General features: G+C 73.0%; 17 protein-coding genes and 2 pseudogenes. 11 read left to right on the top strand and 8 right to left on the bottom strand.

Annotated features, from left to right (window positions below; all coding sequences use genetic code 11):
* Positions 1–15: 15 nt before the first annotated feature.
* Together V9U70_RS12910 and V9U70_RS12905 are read right to left on the bottom strand one after the other, a co-directional pair.
* Entirely contained in the window at positions 16–744 is a 729-nt protein-coding gene (locus V9U70_RS12910; protein WP_419723974.1) for a GAF and ANTAR domain-containing protein, read from the bottom strand.
* Positions 745–1234: 490 nt separating this feature from the next.
* Positions 1235–1795, bottom strand: coding sequence for an STAS domain-containing protein (locus V9U70_RS12905; RefSeq protein ID WP_336674890.1), 561 nt, complete (start codon positions 1793–1795; stop codon positions 1235–1237).
* 231 nt (positions 1796–2026) lie between these two features.
* On the opposite strand from V9U70_RS12905, the gene V9U70_RS12900 reads away from it, so the two are divergent.
* Positions 2027–2758, top strand: a complete 732-nt coding sequence (locus tag V9U70_RS12900; RefSeq protein ID WP_336674888.1) for a GAF and ANTAR domain-containing protein — start codon at positions 2027–2029, stop codon at positions 2756–2758.
* A 58-nt stretch (positions 2759–2816) separates the two neighbouring features.
* On the opposite strand, the gene V9U70_RS12895 is transcribed toward V9U70_RS12900, so the two are convergent.
* The gene (locus tag V9U70_RS12895) at positions 2817–3035 is read right to left on the bottom strand and encodes a DUF5133 domain-containing protein (protein ID WP_336674886.1); all 219 of its coding nucleotides are present in this window, start codon (positions 3033–3035) and stop codon (positions 2817–2819) included.
* A gap of 852 nt (positions 3036–3887) precedes the next feature.
* On the opposite strand from V9U70_RS12895, the gene V9U70_RS12890 reads away from it, so the two are divergent.
* From V9U70_RS12890 to V9U70_RS12880, 3 genes are all read left to right on the top strand, one after another.
* On the top strand, positions 3888–4214 hold the full coding sequence (locus tag V9U70_RS12890) for a plasmid stabilization protein (RefSeq protein ID WP_336674884.1): 327 nt from the start codon (positions 3888–3890) through the stop codon (positions 4212–4214).
* Between the two features lie 110 nt (positions 4215–4324).
* The gene (locus V9U70_RS12885) at positions 4325–4798 is read left to right on the top strand and encodes a DUF5709 domain-containing protein (RefSeq protein ID WP_336674883.1); all 474 of its coding nucleotides are present in this window, start codon (positions 4325–4327) and stop codon (positions 4796–4798) included.
* Between the two features lie 100 nt (positions 4799–4898).
* Complete coding sequence (locus V9U70_RS12880; RefSeq protein WP_336674882.1) at positions 4899–5570, top strand: HAD family hydrolase; 672 nt, start codon at positions 4899–4901, stop codon at positions 5568–5570.
* Between the two features lie 93 nt (positions 5571–5663).
* Here V9U70_RS12880 and V9U70_RS12875 read toward each other — a convergent pair.
* Positions 5664–6272: pseudogene (locus tag V9U70_RS12875) on the bottom strand (FAD-dependent oxidoreductase); the annotation flags it as partial.
* A 92-nt stretch (positions 6273–6364) separates the two neighbouring features.
* On the opposite strand from V9U70_RS12875, the gene V9U70_RS12870 reads away from it, so the two are divergent.
* Complete coding sequence (locus V9U70_RS12870) at positions 6365–6979, top strand: XRE family transcriptional regulator (RefSeq protein ID WP_336674880.1); 615 nt, start codon at positions 6365–6367, stop codon at positions 6977–6979.
* Positions 6980–7196: 217 nt separating this feature from the next.
* Positions 7197–7535, top strand: a complete 339-nt coding sequence (locus tag V9U70_RS12865; RefSeq protein WP_336674878.1) for a zinc-binding dehydrogenase — start codon at positions 7197–7199, stop codon at positions 7533–7535.
* Positions 7536–8029: 494 nt separating this feature from the next.
* Here V9U70_RS12865 and V9U70_RS12860 read toward each other — a convergent pair whose 3' ends face one another.
* The 4 genes and pseudogenes from V9U70_RS12860 to V9U70_RS12850 form a co-directional block, all read right to left on the bottom strand.
* Positions 8030–8413: a DUF1330 domain-containing protein gene (locus V9U70_RS12860; protein ID WP_336674877.1), complete on the bottom strand. Its 384-nt coding sequence runs from the start codon at positions 8411–8413 to the stop codon at positions 8030–8032.
* A gap of 168 nt (positions 8414–8581) precedes the next feature.
* Positions 8582–8668 (bottom strand): annotated as a pseudogene (locus tag V9U70_RS30580) (IS5 family transposase); the annotation flags it as partial.
* 149 nt (positions 8669–8817) lie between these two features.
* Positions 8818–10197, bottom strand: a complete 1380-nt coding sequence (locus V9U70_RS12855; RefSeq protein ID WP_336674875.1) for a PP2C family protein-serine/threonine phosphatase — start codon at positions 10195–10197, stop codon at positions 8818–8820.
* 89 nt (positions 10198–10286) lie between these two features.
* Positions 10287–11510 (bottom strand): baeRF2 domain-containing protein, encoded by a 1224-nt coding sequence (locus tag V9U70_RS12850; RefSeq protein ID WP_336674873.1) that lies wholly within the window; start codon positions 11508–11510, stop codon positions 10287–10289.
* Positions 11511–11962: 452 nt separating this feature from the next.
* Here V9U70_RS12850 and V9U70_RS12845 point away from each other — a divergent pair, with 452 nt between their 5' ends.
* From V9U70_RS12845 to V9U70_RS12825, 5 genes are all read left to right on the top strand, one after another.
* Positions 11963–12757 (top strand): SigB/SigF/SigG family RNA polymerase sigma factor, encoded by a 795-nt coding sequence (locus V9U70_RS12845; RefSeq protein ID WP_336674871.1) that lies wholly within the window; start codon positions 11963–11965, stop codon positions 12755–12757.
* Between the two features lie 82 nt (positions 12758–12839).
* Positions 12840–14018: an FUSC family protein gene (locus V9U70_RS12840; RefSeq protein ID WP_336674870.1), complete on the top strand. Its 1179-nt coding sequence runs from the start codon at positions 12840–12842 to the stop codon at positions 14016–14018.
* 102 nt (positions 14019–14120) lie between these two features.
* Positions 14121–15053 (top strand): polysaccharide pyruvyl transferase family protein, encoded by a 933-nt coding sequence (locus tag V9U70_RS12835; protein ID WP_336674868.1) that lies wholly within the window; start codon positions 14121–14123, stop codon positions 15051–15053.
* A 144-nt stretch (positions 15054–15197) separates the two neighbouring features.
* Positions 15198–16007, top strand: a complete 810-nt coding sequence (locus V9U70_RS12830; protein ID WP_336674866.1) for an SDR family oxidoreductase — start codon at positions 15198–15200, stop codon at positions 16005–16007.
* A gap of 111 nt (positions 16008–16118) precedes the next feature.
* On the top strand, positions 16119–17381 hold the full coding sequence (locus V9U70_RS12825; RefSeq protein ID WP_336674864.1) for a cytochrome P450: 1263 nt from the start codon (positions 16119–16121) through the stop codon (positions 17379–17381).
* Positions 17382–17398 lie beyond the last annotated feature (17 nt).

The raw sequence follows: 17398 nt of genomic DNA, 5'->3' as shown, positions 1-17398 counted from the left end.
CGCGCCGGCGCCCCGTCAGCCGCGGGGCGTGAACTTGGCCTCGGGGGGAACCTCACCGGTGATGCTGGCGATCAGCTCGGCGCACAGGTCGCGGAGCTTGATGTTGCGGTGCTGCGACGCGGTGCGCAGCACGTCGAAGGCCTTCTCCGGAGTGCACCGCTGCTGGCCGACGACCACGCCTATGGCCTGGTCGATCACCGTGCGGGACTGGAGCGCCGCTTGCAGGTCGGCGGCGAACTCCTCCGTGTCCGCGAGGCGTTGGGCGAGCGCGATGGCACCCGTGGCCTGCGCCGTCAACAGTCTGAGCGCCGTCAGGTCGGCGGTGTCGAAGGCGTTGGGGAGCGGCGCGTACAGATTGAGCGCGCCGGACGTGTGGCTGTGGGGCGCGATGGGCAGGGAGAGCGAGGAGCGGGCGCCGCAGACCGCGGCGTAGGCAGGGTAGTCGGCCCAGCGGCTCTCCCGGAGGGTGTCGGGCACGCTGACCTCCTGGCCGGTGCGCATGGCCTGGAGGCACGGGCCGTCGTCCTGCCCGTACTGCGCCTCGTCCAGCTTCGTGGCGATGGCTCCGGCGCTGGAGACCGTGACCGGGCGCCCCTGCCGTTGCAGGGTGATGCCGCAGCCGTCGGCCTCTTCCACCAAGGCCAGGGCGCTGCGGGCGAGAGCCTGGAGGAAGTCGTCCAGTGAGGTCGTTTCCAGGAGCAGCGCGGTCGTGTCCGGCGCCTCGGCCCCGGGCCTGTCAGTCATGATCATCTCGTTCTGGGCGGTGACCCGCCTCGGAAGAAGGGCGGGGCAGAGCTGGGGCGGCGCAGTCCGGGCCGCTGGGACAGGGCAACACCGCTTGACGCACCGGCGTTCTGGGCGGGGCCGGTGCGCAGCGGAGGCGTTTCAGACGTGGACGAGCCGGGGCCGCCCAGTGACGGGCGCGCCACCGGCCGTGGTCGCGGGACTGCGGGAGTGTCTCTGCCGAAACCGGCGATCCGGGGGCAAGCGACGGGAGCACGGCACATCGGCGAGGACGGCGGTCCCCGTGCGGACACGCGCCCGTCGGCCGGGGCCGATGGCCAGGCTCTGCGCCGACGGCCGACCGCACGCGGCCGCAGCGGACCTCGGGCCGACGCCGGGGCCGGCGGGCGGAGCCGTTACGGCGGCACGCAGAAGGAGACAGAGGTTCACGTGAGACTCCATGGAGGCAGGAAAGAATTTCTCGGGCCGCTTCCTGACCTCCAGCCCTTCATTATGCCCTCTCGGTCGGCACGGTCGCTCCGGTGCGGCGGGTCCACCTCAACGCGGCCTGAAACCGCCGCAGTACGGACAGCGACGACACCCTCGCCCGCACTTCGGGCATACGGGGCCGGGAGGCGTCGCTGGACGGCCCGACCGTCCGGAGTGGCGAGTGGCCGGAAGCCGTCTGGGCGGTGCGCTCCCGGAGGGGGAGCGACCCGGTCCCCGGCCTGCATCCCCGCCCGCGCAGCTCGGCCCCCGGGAGGGTGGCGGCGACGCGCAGGACCCGGTCGAGGCCGGCAGCGCGCAGCACCTCGCGAGCCGTGCCGTACCGGGCCACCACCGCGAGGACCACGCCGCGTTCCTCGGCACGGCCACGGACCCGGAGCAGCAGCCCCAGGCTCCGCGGGGTGAGCAGGGGGGTGAGGACGTCGACGATGACGGTGTGCGGGCCGCAGCAGGGCAGCAGCCGTAGGAGATCCCGCTCGACGGCGGCCTCGTTGTCGAGGTCGACGACCTCGCACACCTCCACCACCAGGTGGGACTCGTCCAGTCGGTAACTGAGCAGGGGCATCTCGCACTCCGTGGAAGCAGGCAGCAGGCGCGGGCCGCTTCCTGACCTCGTGCTGCACCTGCCCCGCCCTGAGGGTTCGACACCTGCTCTCCCGACCGCTTCCCGACGAGCTCCTCGGCCATGGAGGAGAGTGCGGCGCGTCGACCACGGGGACGCACGCAGCGGGTGGCGACGCCTCTTCCCGTGACGTGCCATGCTGGCTGGAGGGCCGAGGTCCGGAAGGGAGCGACCATGACCGACGCGCTCAACCCCAGGACGCCCGACCTCGTGTCCCTTCTTCTGAACACCGAGACTCTCGACGACTTCCTCCAGGCTTTGGCCGAGGGCGCTCTGGCGATGGCTCCCGCCGCCGACGGCTGCGGAATCACCCTGGAACGGCGGAACCGCCCCCTGACCGTGGTCAGCGCGGGCTTCAGCGCGCCCCCGCTGGACGAGGCGCAGTACGACCAGGATGACGGCCCCTGCCTCACGGCTCTGCGCACCGGCCGGGAGGTCAGCGTGAGAGACATGGTGGGCGAGCACCGCTGGGGCGGCTATCCGGCCTTCGCCGCCGCTTCCGGGACCCGCTCGTCGCTCTCGCTGCCGATCGCGCCCTACACGCACACCGCGGGAGCCCTGAACCTCTACTCGCCCAAGGCGCACGGCTTCGACGACGCCGACCTCACGGGGCTCCGGGGCCTGGCCGCGCAGGCGACGGGCGCCATCGCCCTGGCCCAGCGGCTGGCAGACGCCGAGACCTTCACTTCCGACCTGCAGGCCGCTCTGGAGTCGCGCGCCGTGATCGACCAAGCGGTCGGCATCGTCATGAGCCAGCGCCGATGCAGCGCCGAAGAGGCCTTGCGAACGCTGCGAAACGCGTCGCAGCACCGCAATGTCAAGCTCCGAGACCTCTGTGCGCAGTTGGTCGGCGGCATCTCCGGCGGTCCGCCGCCGCAGGGCCCGCCGTTGCGCCCTCGCCCGTGAAGACCGTCGCCGGACTTCCCGACCTCGGGCGAGGAGGGAAGACCGGCGACGGCGCCGTTCAGGCGGAGGCGTGCTCGACCCTCGCCGAGCGTCGCAGCTGCCCCCGGGCCGCGGCGAGCGCGGAGACGAGATCGCGGGTTCCGGTGGAAACACACAGGGTGTAGGTCACGTCCTCCAGCCGCCGGTGGGTCTCCTCGTGGCCTTCTCCGTGCCGTGCCCGGAGTTCTTCGTAGCGGAGCAGAAGCTCTGCGAGTACCGCGGGGTGAGCCATCAGCATCGCGCTCGTCCTTTCTTCGACTGCCGGGGGAGCCGGCGGGGCGGTGAAGCGGGATCGGCACCCGGTGGAGTTCGTTCGCCCTGCCTCATGACCGGTCCGCATGGCGTCGGGTAATCGGTCACGAGGCCCGGACCGGGCCGGAGAGGGGGATCGGACTCCGTCACGCGCTTGCGGGCGCGCTTGTTCTCCGTGGCCCCGCAGGGTGTTCAGCGAAAGAGGTGGAGGGGTGGTTCGGCTACCTCACGACTCACCTCAGGAAAGCGAGCCGATCCGGTCGGCCGCTTCCTGACCTCGCCCTATTACTGTGCCCAGTCCAGTGGCGTCCATGCAAGCGTGGAATTCATGAAACTCTTTCGGATTTCTCGCCGTCCCGAGATGCGGCGCCTGCGGTGGTGTGCCTTGGGGAACGAGCGCAGCCGATCGCGGAAGCCAGGCACGTTTGAGGCCCGGGGGCGGGGTACTCCGGCACCAGAGATCCGGCGTACGCGGAGCTCAGGTGCCTGCGGGTTGGGACAACAGCCCCTGGCACCGCCGACTGCGAGCCCCGGGGCCCACGTCACCACGGTGGGGGCCAGAACGCCCGGGGCTGATGACAGGCCTGTGATCCGCCCGGGGCGTCACCCGGTCGGGCCCCGGGAGAGCCGACGAGCACCGGTCCGCAGTCACTGCCCGCGCCGGGAGCGCGGCCCCGCTCGCTCCTGCCGGGAAAACGCGCCGCGTCCCGCTTCGCGTTGTTTAGTGGACCGTGTACGGGAAACGCGGATGGGTGCCCTCTCAACGGGATTACCCGCCCTCTGGGGCTCGCGGCCTCCTGAGGAACTCTGAGGAACACGGCCCGGAAAGGAAGAGATCGTGCCTGCTGGAGCCAATGCCAAGCGTGAACGCCAGTACGAACACATCAAGGAGAGCCAGGAAGAACGAGGTACGCCGAAGGGGCGGGCCAAGGAAATCGCCGCACGGACCGTGAACAAGGAGCGCGCCCGCTCAGGCGAGTCGAAAACGGCCAGCAAGACCTCGACCCAGGACAAGAAGTCCGCTTACCGACGCGGCGGCGAGCATTCCCACAAGGGATCGCAGAGCCCGACCAAGGACCAGCTCTACGAAGAGGCCAAGAAGAAGAACATCGACGGGCGCTCCTCGATGAACAAGGCCGAGCTGCGCGAGGCTCTCGGACGGTGAGGCCCGCGGCCCGGCGGGCCGGCGGGTGCGACGCACCGTCCGCCCGGTCCTCACCCCAGGCCGCCCCCTCCATCCGTGACGCCAACCGTGAACTACGCAGAGGAGCAGACATGCCCGACCAGGGCCGCGGCGACGATGTGTACCAGCCGCAGAACGACGACGGCCAGGACCCGCCGGGCGACGAGCTCGACATGGAGAACGCGCTCGGTGAGCGCGACCTCGACGACCACATGGAAGAGGGCTACTCCCCTCCCGAACGCCCCCTGGCGGTCGACAAGTTCGGTACGACCGGGACCGAGGAGCGCCGGGGCGAGTCGCTGGACCAGCGGCTGTCCCAGGAGGTGAGCGACGTCGAACGCCCCGTCGGAGACGGTATCGGCGACCTGCCGGGGGGCGAGGGCGAACCGCAGGAGAGCATCCGGGGCGGGGAGCGTGCCGGGCGGCTCAGCGCGGTGGCCGACCCGACCGGCCGGAACACGGACGTCTTCGCCGAGGACGTCGGCATCGACGGCGGCGCGGCGTCGGCCGAAGAGGCGGCGGTGCACGTCGTGGACGACGCGGACGACGAGAGCCGGAGCATCTGAGCGCGGTGGGGCGCGGGCGCGCGGCAGCGGGCGGGCGGCGGAGCCGACAGCCCGCCGCGGCGGCACGCAGGGCACGGACGGACAGAGAGAAGCGGGTGACATGGCAGGAGCGGCGATCTTCGACGTGGACGGGACGCTCGCCGACACCAACCACCTCCATGTGGTGGCCTGGTGGGAGGCGTTCCGTCAGGCGGGCCACACCGTCGCGATGCCGGACATCCACCGGGCGGTCGGTCTCAGCTCGGGGGACCTGATCGAGCGGCTCCTGGGGAGCGGCCGCGACCAGGAGGAGGACGAGGCCCTCAGCGCGGCCCACAAGACCCTGTACGGGACCTACTACAACCGCCTTCCGGCCTTCGACGGCGCGGGCGACCTGCTGCGCGCCCTGGCCGGGCGCGGTTGGACGGTCGTGCTGGCCACCTCGGCCGGCGGCCCGGAGCTGGAGGCGCTGCGTCGAGCCGTCGACGCCGACGAGGCGATCTCCGGCACCGCGAGCTCCGACGACGTCGACGAGGGCAAACCGGCTCCGGAGCCGGTGCGGCTGGCCCTGGACCTGGCCGGTGTCCGTGCGGAGCAGGCGGTGTTCGTGGGCGACACGGTGTGGGACATGGAAGCGGCCTCCCGTGCCGGGGTGCGGCCGGTGGCCGTGCTGGCGGGCGGCATTCCCCGGGCGGACCTGGAACGCGCGGGGGCCACGGAGGTGTACGCGGACACCGCCGACCTGCTCGCCCGGCTGGACGACAGCCCGTTCGGCGCGTCGGCGGCGCGCTGACGCACGAACGAAGGTGCCTCCTGCCCCGCAGTCAGGCCCGCGGTGCCCCGGCGGTCGCGGCCCAGGCGATTGGGGCACGGGCATGTTGGTGACGCGGGCGCGGGTGTCACAGTCCAGGTCGGCGCCGCGGGTGAAGCAGACGAGGTCATCAGTCAGCCGGCGGAACAGCTGGGCGTGGTGGACGGAGCCGGGGCCGGTGGCGAGGATGCCGATGGACTCGCGCACCTCATGGCCGTGGCAGTAGGGGCAGTGCACCACGCTGTGGCCCCAGTGGTCGGCCAGGCCGGGCGCCTCGGGCAGCACGTCGCGCAGTCCGGTGGCCACCAGGACCCGCACCGCGCCGTCAGCGTGCGGCCGTCGGCCAGGGCGACGGTGGACCGCGGATCACCGTCCGCCGAGGGGGCGGCGGGTTCGACCGCGGCCCCGTGGCCGTAGACGATCCGGCCGCCGTACTGGCGCACCTGTTCGCGTTTGCGCTTGAGGACTCCGGGTGGCGGGGCGCCGCCGAGGGCGATGAAGCCGTGCATGGCGGCGGCGGGAGCGTTGCGCGGGGTGCCGCTGTCGATCACGACGACCGAGCGGCGCGAGCGGACCAGCATCAGTGCGCCGTTCAGGCCCGCGGCGGCCGCCTCCGAGCACCACGACTTCCACGGTCTGGGTGGGCAGTGCGTCGCTCTCGTAGTGGGTAGCACGCGCAGACACGTCGCGCCCCTTCGTCGTACGTGGCCCCCCGTGTGTTGGACCATCTGTAGGCGACGTCAAGCATGTTGCATCAAAGGCATAGCATCTTGCTCATGACGCAAGAAGATGGACAACTGGACAGCCTCGTACGCAAACGAATCCGCGCGCTGCGTGTCGCCCAGGGCTGGTCGCTGGAGGAACTGGCCACCCGGGCCAACCTCAGCCAGTCCTCACTGAGCCGTATCGAGAACGGTCAGCGCCGCCTCGCCCTGGATCAGCTCGTCACCCTCGCCCGCGCCCTTGACACCACGCTGGACCAGCTCGTGGAGAACGCCGCCGACGACGTCGTCATCAGCCCGATGATCGACGGCACGCACGGTCTGATGCGCTGGCCCATCAAGGGCGACCCCGGTATGAGTGTGATGCGTCAGCGGATGACCGACCCGCCACCCGACAACCCGGCTCGCATGCGCGCCCACCCCGGCCGCGAATGGCTCGTCGTGTTGTCCGGCACCGCCACCCTCATGCTCGGTCACCGGCGCTTCCGTATCGAGACCAATCAGGCCGCCGAGTTCCCCACCATGATGCCGCACGCCATTGGCGCCGAGGGCGGACCATGCGAGATCATGGGCATCTTCGACCGCGACGCCCGCCGCGGCCACCAGAAGGGCGCCGACGCCGACGGCTCCGAAGCCGACCGCACAGACGCACGGGGTCCTGGCGAATAACGGCGGCAGCCCTCGTCGCGGTGGTCGGGCGACATGAGGATGGCAGTGGACGGCGACCGCTGAAGTGTCAGGCCTTTCCCGACACCATGCGTGACGTCAGGCCCTCCCGGCCCGGGTCGACTCAAGGGCGAGACGCAGCCTGGTGGATGCGGTGCAGTCCCACGGGCGCGGGAGGCGGCAAGGGGCCGGAGGGCCGGTTCTGGGAAGACCGGAGGAAGTGCGCGAGCAGGCGGTCGACACCGCCGGCACCGAGCAGGACCGCTTCCGCACCCCGCTGGCGCCCGGCGGCCGCATAGTCGCCGTCACCATCGACATCAGCAGGCCCCTCGCCGGCCTCGCCACGATCCTCGCCTCGACCGGCCACGGCTCCGCACGCATCCGCGTCTTCAGCGGCAACCCCGACACCGAGCTGCTCACCGAGCTCACCCGGCATGCCGAGAACGGTGACATCGCCCCCGTCGTGGACACCGTCCACCCACTCGACAGCATCGCCGACGCCCACCGCGCCCTCGAAGCCGGCGGCATCCGCGGCAAGCACGTCATCCAGATCACCTGAGCCACCCACCCACAGACGCACCAAGGCCGGGAACTTACTCGCGACCTTCGCTACCGGACACAGAAGGCTGCCGAACCCGGCCTCAGCGGCGTGGTCCGCGGACCAGGACCGAAAACCACGGTCCCCAACCCGGGCGATGCGCGGGCCCCCCGCCGAAGGCGAAGACGGGCACTCAGGTTTCCGTGATCGCGCCGTGGCCTCCTGCGGGCGCGGCTCGCCGACCCAGCACAGCCGACACATGAAGGGTCCGTAGCCCGGCCGCTGCGTGCAGCGGCCGGGCTACAGACCCACCATGGGGGGCACTCAGGGGTTCTTGGACGAGACCAGGCAGTCACAACCACTGGTCGACAGCTGCGATCAAGACGGTCGCCTCACCCCGGACCGCCGGCTTGTCGTACCCGGTGGCGAGGGCACGGTGCCTCCTGAGGCGGCGATCGCGCACTCGACCGCGTGACGCTCGCTCCGGGTGCCGTAAGAACACGCCGTAAGTCGTGCTAAGACGCAGCAGCGCCGCGCCGGGTCCAGGGGGCGGTGGGCTGGAGCACGGCTTCACTCAGCGCACGGGCCCGCAGCGGCGTGATCTTCTGGTACTCCGGGTCGGCCACCATGCGGGTGAACGCGTCCCGGCTGGGATAGCGGACCAGCAGCACGGCGTCCCACTCCTGCCCTTCCTCCGCGACGAGGGGCGCGCCGCCGTCGCCCGCGTAAAGCAGTTCGCCGCCGTACCGGTGCAGGAACTCGGCAGCGCGACGCGAATACTCCTCGTACGACGCACGTCCGCCCGGTGCGAACCGAAGCAGGTTGAGCATGACGACAGGCTCCCCGGAGTTCTGCTCGCGCAGCTCGGCGAGGGCCTTGCCGGAGGGATCGACGGCCATGGGCGTCTCCTTGTCGTCGCGTGTCGTGGGACGTCGTCCTGTCGCATCGGCGGGCCTGCGTCCCGCCGGCCGGCTCGCGCGGGCAGGCGGCAGGAGCAGCAGGCTACAAGAACCTGGGCGGTCTGCATACCGTCCAGTCGGTATCGCGTCCGGCGTCGCCCGGTCTCAGTACGCCTCCGGCTGCCCAAACCGGCCCCACATCCAGCCCGGCACCGGCAGCAACGGCCGGACCACGGCCCACTCCGCGTCTGTCATGTCCGATGGATACCGCCGCACACGCTCCGGTTGATCGGCCGGGGCTGGAACCGGGGGGCGGGACGGTCACCCGGTTCACCGGCCCGCGCCTCGAAGCCGCGGTCGGCGTACGGGTGAGTACGTGGGCCGCCGGCGCGGAAGGGGGCGCTTCAGGCTGTCGCCACCGAGGGCTCGGCGCGGGGCGGCCCGGTGCGTACGGCGATCATCGCGACGTCGTCGGTGCCGTCGTCCGCGAGTCCGGTGAGCAGTTCGTCGCAGAAGGCTTCCAGCGGTTCGCGTGCCAGGGCCGCCGCGTGCTGCCGCAGGCGGGCCAGGCCGCGGTCCAGTCCTTCGGCACGGCGCTCGATGAGGCCGTCCGTGTACAGCAGGAGGGTGCTTCCGGGCGGCAGCCGCTCGACGGCCGCCGGGCGTTGCTCTGCGGGGTCCATCCCGAGCAGCATGCTCCGGCCGCCCGTGAGGTAGCGGGTCTCCCCGTCGTGCGTCACCAGGAGGGGCGCGGGGTGCCCTGCCGCCGCGTAGTGGAACTGCCAGGGCTCGTCCTCGCCCATCTTCTCGACCAGGCCGTAGACGCAGGTCAGTGTCTGCTGCGGGGAGAGGATGTGGTGGGCCGCGTCCAGTCGGGCCAGGATCTTGCCCGGGGGCTCCTTGCGGTCGCAGGCGATGCCGCGGAGCATGTTGCGCGTCTGGCTCATCATGATGGCGGCCCGCAGGTCGTGCCCGGCGATGTCCCCGATGATCAGGGCCAAGGCTCCGTCGGGCAGCACGAAGGCGTCGTACCAGTCTCCGCCCACCCGGGCGGTGGCCATCGCCGACTGGTAGCGGGCGGCCAGTTCGAGCGGCGGGTGGTCGGGTACCTCGGGCAGCAGGGAGCGCTGAAGGCGTTCGGCGGTGTGCTGCACCTCCGCGTGCAGGCGGGCGTTGTCGATGGCCAGGGCCACCCGGTGCGCGAGGTCCTCGACGAGCGCGAGGCTGTCCTGCGTCAGCGCCGTCTCCCGGCAGGTGCGTCCCAGGGTCAGCACGCCGAACACCTGGCGCCGGGCCCGGAGGGGGGCGACCACCGCGGTGTCCGTTTCCAGTCTCCCGAAGAGTTCCAGCTCGCGGACGTGCAGCGGATCGTCCGACTCCTGGGGCGCGGGAAACTCCGTGAGGAGCACGGGGCCGACGCCCTGCAAGGCGCGGGCCCCGGCGGCCGCCGAGCCCTCGGACGGGGGCAGGACCCCCTCGTACAGGCCGGCCGCCGCCCGCTCGAAGTCCCGGTGCTCCACGGCGACCCGGCGCAGCCGGCCCTCGTCGTCCAGCAGGTCGACGGCGCACCAGTCGGCGAGCCCGGGCACGAGCGTGCGGCAGAGCCGCCGGATGCCGGTGTCGATGTCGAGGGTGCTGGCCAGAGCTTCGGCGGCGTTGATGAGCAGCGTGAGCCGGTCGAGGGCGTCCTGCACCTGTTCGTCGACCTCGTAGACGTCCGCGACCTCGTCGGGCCGGGCCTCCTCCCGCCGGTCGGGGGCGGCGGAGTCCTGTCGCGGGCGCATGTCTGCTCCTTGCCTCCGTCGCGTACGGCCGGGGGGACGGCGGCGGCGCCGTCCCCCCGGCCCTGCTCCCCGCCCGACGCTGTGCCGGGTCAGGTCCCCGTTTCGGTCTGCGGGTGGTCTCCGTCGGTCGGCCAGCGCAGGACCGCCCCGAGGCCGCCGACCGGCTCGGGCGCGTCCGCTTCGGTTCCCCCGTCCGCACGGTTGTCGGCTTCCAGGTCCTCTGCGGGGCTCCGGTCCCAAGCCGCCGCCCCGCCGACGACCACGGCCCTGGCTCCGGTCAGCGTCGCCGAACGGAGCAGCGCGTCGTCGGCGCGGACGCTGAAGGGCTCGGGCTCCCCGAGTGCCCGCGCGTCGGTCCGGCGCAGGGCGATCTGGTCGGGCTCCGCGCCCGCCCAGACCTCGCGGTGGACGTCGGGGCCGTCCGGCCTGAGCAGCAGGGTCTCGATCCGGTGCTCGCGTGCGGCCTCGATGAGCGCGGGTACGCCGTCGGCCGCGCCGGTCATGCCGTCGCCGCGGTGCTTCTCCGCGGCGAACCGCTCCAGCGTCTCGGCCGCGCGTCGGCGAGCCTGTTCCCGGCGCTCCGCCGCGATCCACTCGTCGAGCCGTTCGGTCCCGGAGCCGGCGGCGCGTCCGCCCCGGTCGGTCTCGACGACCGTGGCGCCGAGGTGGTCCGGCAATGCCGTGTTGACGCTGCGGCGCTCCCTCTCGTCCCCCACCAGCACGACCAGCTCCGCCCCGGTCCGGGCGACGGCGTCCTCGACGGCCGCCGCGACGGTGCGGGCGTTCTCCTCCCAGGTGTTCTCCACACTCAGCTGGAAGTGACGCTCGGACCAGTCGGAGGACGTAGTGCGGTGCACCGGCCAGTCGCGGCCTTCCACCGTGCCCTCGGGCCGGCTCCCCGTGGCGGTCCGCAGTTCGAAGTCGGCGCCGACACGGTCGACGTGCACGACCAGCGTGTCCGGTTCGTCGGGGATCAGTTCGAGCAGCGGCGCGACATGGGGAAGGGGAGCCCACAGTCCGGTGGACTCGCCGGGCGGGGGGCTGCTCAGCACCGGGTCGAGCACGACCTCCCCGGCGGTGGCGAAGACCGCCCGGCCGGGCGTCTGTTCCCCGAAGGTGTACGAGTCGATCGCCTGCCGCACCGCCCGGCAGGTGTCGGCGTCCGCGCCCTGTTCGGCCAGTTCCTCGCTGATGCGCCGTGCTGTGAGCTCGCGGCGGCTGAGCGTGGCCTCGTCGGCGACGGACGTGTCGACGTAGGCCGTCGCCCAGGGGCCCGCGTGTGCGTACAGAGGCGTCAGGGGCGCTAGTTGCATGGTGTTCCTCCCGGTTTGACTGGGTGGCTCAATCACGCTGAGTACCCTTTTCGGCCACGGGTATGCCCCCTTTGACGTGCCGCGACGGCGATCTCCGTTGAACCCGGAGGTTCCACGGCGAGGCCGTTTGGCGTTCCGGGGCGGGGGAACCCGGCACAGGGGCCGAGCGGTGGCCGACGGGCCGGTCCGCGGACCGGCCCCCATAGCACCGAGCGCTCCGGGGCGGCCGCCCCTCATCAGGCCGTCGAGACCAGGCCGTCGAGGGAGCCCCTCACCGACCACCGCATCGACAATCGCATGAATTCACGCGTTTGGCCCACCTTTGTACGGGTACGTGACGGACGTGCTTCGGACATGAGGCGCGCCCGTGGGGGATCGATTCCGGGGCCGTACATGTCCGGCTCTGGCACCCCACGGCGACTGCGAAACACCTTCGTCGAGGAGTGACCACCATGCAGACCGCACCTGCCCCCGGTCAGCACCCGGACGCGGACACCGCGTCGACGGAACGAGCGTTCCGACGGCTGCGCGAGCTTCCCCCGGGACCGGAGCGGGACGCCCTGCGGGACGAGACGATCTGCGCGTGGCTGCCGATGGCGCACCGGATCGCCTCCCGTTTCCGCGACCGCGGCGAGTCGATGGACGATCTGCGGCAAGTGGCGGCGATGGGGCTCGTCAAGGCCGTCGACCGCTACGACCCCGAGCGGGGCAAGGCCTTCGAGGTCTATGCCGTACCGACCGTGACCGGTGAGGTCAAGCGCCATTTCCGCGACCACACCTGGGACGTGCACGTGCCGCGCCGGGTACAGGATCTGCGCAACCGGGTGCGGGCGGCCCGGCGCGAACTCGCCCAGGACCCCGGCGGCCGCGCCCCCACGTGCGCCGAGATCGCCTCCCGCACGGGCCTTGTGGAGGAGGACGTCCTGCTGGGCCTGGAGGCCCTGGAGAGCTACAGCGCTCTCTCCCTGGACGCCGAGCCGGCGGGCGCGGACGGCGGAAGCCCACTGGCCGACCGGCTGGGCTCCTGCGACCGGGCCCTGGACGTCGCGCTGGACCGGGAGGCCGCCAAACCGGGCCTGCGCGAGCTGCCGGAACGGGAGCGCACCATTCTGTATCTGCGCTACTTCCGCGACATGTCCCAGGTCAGCATCGCCGATCGGCTCGGCATCTCCCAGATGCACGTCTCCCGGCTGCTCAGCCGGTCCTGCAAGCAGGTGCGCACCGCCGCCCTTCAGGAGGCGGCGTGAGCGGCCTGCCCATGCCGGTGCAGCCGACGGGCGGCGAGTTCCGGCCTGCCGGAGGGCGCCCGCTCGCGACCGTGTGTCCCCGATGAACCCGCGGCTGGCCCGCCTCGTCCCGCGCCTGGGGCGGCCCGACCGGTACCAGGTGGCGCAGTCCCTCAAGGCGGCGGCCGCGGCGTCCCTCGCCTGGGCGATCACGGGGTGGTGGCTGGCGGCGCCGATGGCACTGATGGCCCCCTGGGCAGCCGTCGCCCTGGTCCAGGGAACGGTCTACCGCTCGGTGCGAACCGGCGCCCAGCTCCTGCTGATGATCACCACGGGGACGGTGCTCGCCGCCGTGGCCGCCGTCCTGACGGGCAACACCATGGTGGCCATGGTGATCGTCCTCCCGCTGACCGTGCTGCTCGGCAACTGGGCGCCGGTCGGCGGTCAGGGCCTGTACGCGCCCACCACCGCCCTGTTCGTGCTGGCTTACGGCTCCTACTCGCTGCCCGACGTCGGCCACCGGCTGCTGGAGACCGCCGTGGGAGCCGCCGTGGGCATCGCGGTGAACGCCCTCGTCCTCCCGCCGGTCCACTCCCGCCATGTCAAGAGGCTCGCCTGCGGCCTGCCGCGCGACTGCGCGGCGCTGTTGCGTGAACTGGGCAAGGGCGTCACCGACCACGACGAGGAGCAGGCGGAGCGGTGGCACGGCAACGCGTCGGACCTGCTGGGGGCCGTCTCGGAACTGCGCGTGGCGCGGGCCTGGGCCTCGGAGAGTTACCGTCTCAACCCCGGGCACCGCCTCCGCCGCCGCACGCCCGCGCCGCCCGAGGCCTGGGACAGCGTCTGGGCGAGGGTGAGCAACCGGCTCCTCGCCCTGACGCTGACGTTGTGGGAGACGGCCTCCGACCACCGGCGGCTGCCCCGCCCGCCGGATGCCACGCTGGAAGCGCTCGGCGTGCTGCTCACGGCCGCCGCGGAGATCTGCTCCGTCGACGAGAAAATCATGGAGGAGGGGGCGACCGAGGAGCGCGCTGCCATACGTGACGCCCATCTGGAGGACGCGCATCGGGCACTGGAGCTGATGAAGGAGCCCCTGCACGGGCCGGAGCCCGACCGCAGGGCCTCGGCCGGGAGCCTGGTGGCGGGCTGTCAGGCGCTGTTGGACGAACTCGCCGTCGACGCGGACGGGATGCCGCTCCCCGCTGGGAGGCCGGAGGGCGAGGAGGACGCGGCCGTGGCCTTCGCCGACGGTTCCGGGCGCTCCGGTGGAGCGCCCCGGTAGTCGCCCGCCGAAGCGACAGCTGGGTCCGCTTCGGCGGGGCCCCGAGAACGATGCGTGGCCCCGGCAGACCGGGGCCACGCACCCGACGAGAGAAAGCCGACGATGCCCCCTTCTTGTCTTTCCTCGCTGCTGGACGGCCTTCTGCGTCCCCGCGCGCCGGAGGGCCGGACTCTGCTGACCGGATGGTTCAGCTTTCTGGACGGCGAGGTCACGGCGGGCGACGCCCTGGCCCAGCGAGCCGCCTCTGCCGCCCTCGACGAGCTCGGCATCGCGCACGACACCGCGTGGAGCCCCGCCTTCGCCCCCGGTGCCACGACCCTCGAAGAGGCGCTGCCCGAACGCTACGAGCAGCTCCTCTTCGTCTGCGGGCCCGCGCACGGGGAGCAGATCAGAACCCTGCACCGCCGTTACGCCTCCTGTCGGCGGGTCGCCGTCGGGGTGAGCGTGGTGACCCCCGACGATCCGGCGGTCCGCGGCTTCGACCGTGTCCTGGCGCGCGACGACCCGGGCGGCGGCCTCCTGCCGGATCTGGCCGGCGCCGCGCGGACCGGGCCCGCCACCCCGGTCGTCGGGGTGGCTCTGACGTACGGGCAGGGCGAGTACGGCGACCGGCGCGCGCACGACGGCGTCGCCGGGGTCCTGCTGCCCTGGCTGGCCTCGAAAGACTGCGCCCGCGTCGAGGCCGACACCCGGCTGGCCCACGCCGACTGGCGGCACTGCCGGACCCCTGACCAGTACCTCTCCCTGGTGGGCAGGCTCGACCTCATGGTCACCGACCGGCTGCACGGTCTGGTCCTCGCCCTGCGCTCCGGCGTCCCGGCGCTGGCGGTGGACCCCGTCAGGGGCGGGGCCAAGGTCTCCGGGCAGGCGCGGCTCCTGCGCTGGCCGGCCCTGCTGCCGGCGGAGAGTCTGACCGCCGGGCTCCTGGACCCGTGGTGGGACTGGTGCCTCTCCCCCGCCGGGAAGGCCGCGGCGCGTCGGCGCGCCGCACGGCTGCTCGGCCCGCCCGCGACCGGCGACGCCGACCTCCCCTGAGGGGCGGCGGGGACGTTTGGCGACGCGCGGGGGTGGTACCCGGCCGCCGCGGCGAGCCCCCGTGCGCCCGGGAGCCGCGCCGTCGGCACGGCCGTGGCGCCGGGCGCACGGGGCCCCTCGCCGGCCCGGACACGAGGAGGAGAGATGACCGAAGACACCCGGCCCGTCGCGCCGGTCGCGCTCGTCACCGGCGGGGACTCGGGGATCGGCAGGGCCACTGCCGTGAAGCTCGCCGAGCACGGCATGGACGTCGGCGTCACCTGGCACGAGGACGACAGCGGGGCCAGGGCGACGGCGCGCGAGGTGCATGCCCACGGCCGAAGGGCCGCCGTCGCCCGTCTGGACCTGACCCGGCTCCCCGAGGCCGCGGACGTCGTGGACGACCTCGCGGACGAACTGGGCCGGGTGGACGTGCTGGTCAACTGCGCGGGCACCGGCACGGCGACCCCCTTCCTCGATCTGGACCTCACGACGGTCCGGCGGGTGATCGACGTGGACCTCGTCGGCCCTCTGCTCTGTTCACAGCGCGCGGCCCGCCGAATGATCGCCCAGGGCGACGGCGGCCGCATCGTGAACGTCACGTCGGTGCACGAGCACCAGCCGAGGGTCGGAGCCGCCCCCTACTGCGCCGCGAAGGGCGGACTGGGGCTGCTGACACAGGTGATGGCGCTGGAACTCGCCGAGCACGGCATCACCGTGAACGCGGTCGCCCCGGGCGAGATCGCCACCCCGATGACGGGCCAGGAGGACGTCGAGGTGGAGCGCGCCGACCGGCCCGGCATCCCTCTGGGACGGCCCGGCGACGCCCGCGAGGTGGCGGCCGTCATCGCCTTCCTGGCCGGCCCGGAGTCGTCGTACACGACCGGGGCCTCCTGGGCGGTGGACGGCGGGATGCTGCGCATGGGCCCGCAGGCGGGTTCCCACCTCACGTCCGGCGACTGGCGCCGCCCGTAGGCTCTCGCGCCGCCCGTGCCCCCTCGACAGAAGCTCTCGAAGCCCTGCGGGCGGCCGGGGCCGGCCCCGGCCGCCCGCACGAGGCCCCTTCCCCACCGCATGGAGGAACCCATGGTCGACTCCACCCTGCCGCTCCTGCTGCGCGGATACGCCTGGCTGCCCGACCGCAGGCGCCGCAGCGGCGGAGCGCCCGTGCGCACCCGCCTCCTCGGCAGACGCGTCATCGCCCTGCATGGCCCCGCCGCCGTGCGGTACTTCTACGACGAGCGCCACATCCACCGCCACGACGCCCTCCCCCAGCCGGTGATCGACACGCTGTTCGGCCGCGGCGCGGTGCACACGCTGGACGGCGAACGGCACCGGCAGCGCAAGGCGCTGTTCAACACCCTCCTCAAGGAGCCCGCTCGCGTGCGTGACCTCGCCGAACGCGTCGAGCGGGAGGCCGAGCGGGCACGGCAGGAGTGGGCGCGCAGTGATCGGGTGGTCCTGTTCGACGCGATGGCCGCGGTGCTCACGCGTGCCGTGCACGCCTGGGCGGGCGTGCCTCTGCCGGAGGGGGCCGTGCCCCGCACGGCGCGCGACCTGGTCGCCATGGTGGACGGTTTCGCCGCCGTCGGCCCCCGGCACCTCGCGGCCCGCCGTGCGCGTGGGCGGCAGGAGAAGCGGTTGGCGGCCCTGGTGGAGAAGGCCCGCGAGCACTCCGGCGACGGCGTGGAGGAGACCGGGCGGACGGTGTTCCGGACGATCGCGGCCCACCGCGAGGCGGACGGCGCCCTGCTGGCGCCGCACACCGCGGCGGTGGAGGTGCTCAACGTTCTGCGACCGACAGTGGCCATCACATGGTTCGCCGTGTTCGCCGCCCACGCGCTGCACCGCCACCCCGGGCACCGCGCGGCGCTGACGGGTGAGGACGCCACGGCCTACGCGGTGGCCTTCGCCCAGGAGGTGCGGCGCTTCTATCCGTTCGCCCCGTTCGTGGGCGGTCTGGCGGCGGAACGGCTGCGGTGGGCGGGGCACACCATCCGCCCCGGCACGCTCGTGCTGCTGGACCTCTACGGGCTCGACCACGACCCCGACGTGTGGCCCGATCCCTACCGCTTCGACCCGTCCCGCTTTCTGAACGGCCCGCCCGTAGCCGACGCCCTGGTGCCGCAGGGCGGCGGCCCGGCGGACGGCCACCGGTGCCCCGGTGAGGACGTGACCGTCACGGTCGTGGCCACGGTGGCCCGGTTCCTGGCGCGGTTGCCCTACGACGTGGTGGAGCAGGACCTGCGCATCCCGTTGCGCCGCGTTCCCACGTCGCCCCGGAGCGGATTCGTGATCAGCGGCGTCGGGGCCGAGGCCGCGCCCCCCGCCGCAGCGGCCCGGAGCTGAGCTCCGGGGAGCCGGCC

The organism is Streptomyces pratensis (assembly GCF_037137275.1).
GTDB lineage: Bacteria > Actinomycetota > Actinomycetes > Streptomycetales > Streptomycetaceae > Streptomyces > Streptomyces pratensis_B.
This window is presented reverse-complemented; position numbering and strand designations above follow the sequence as displayed.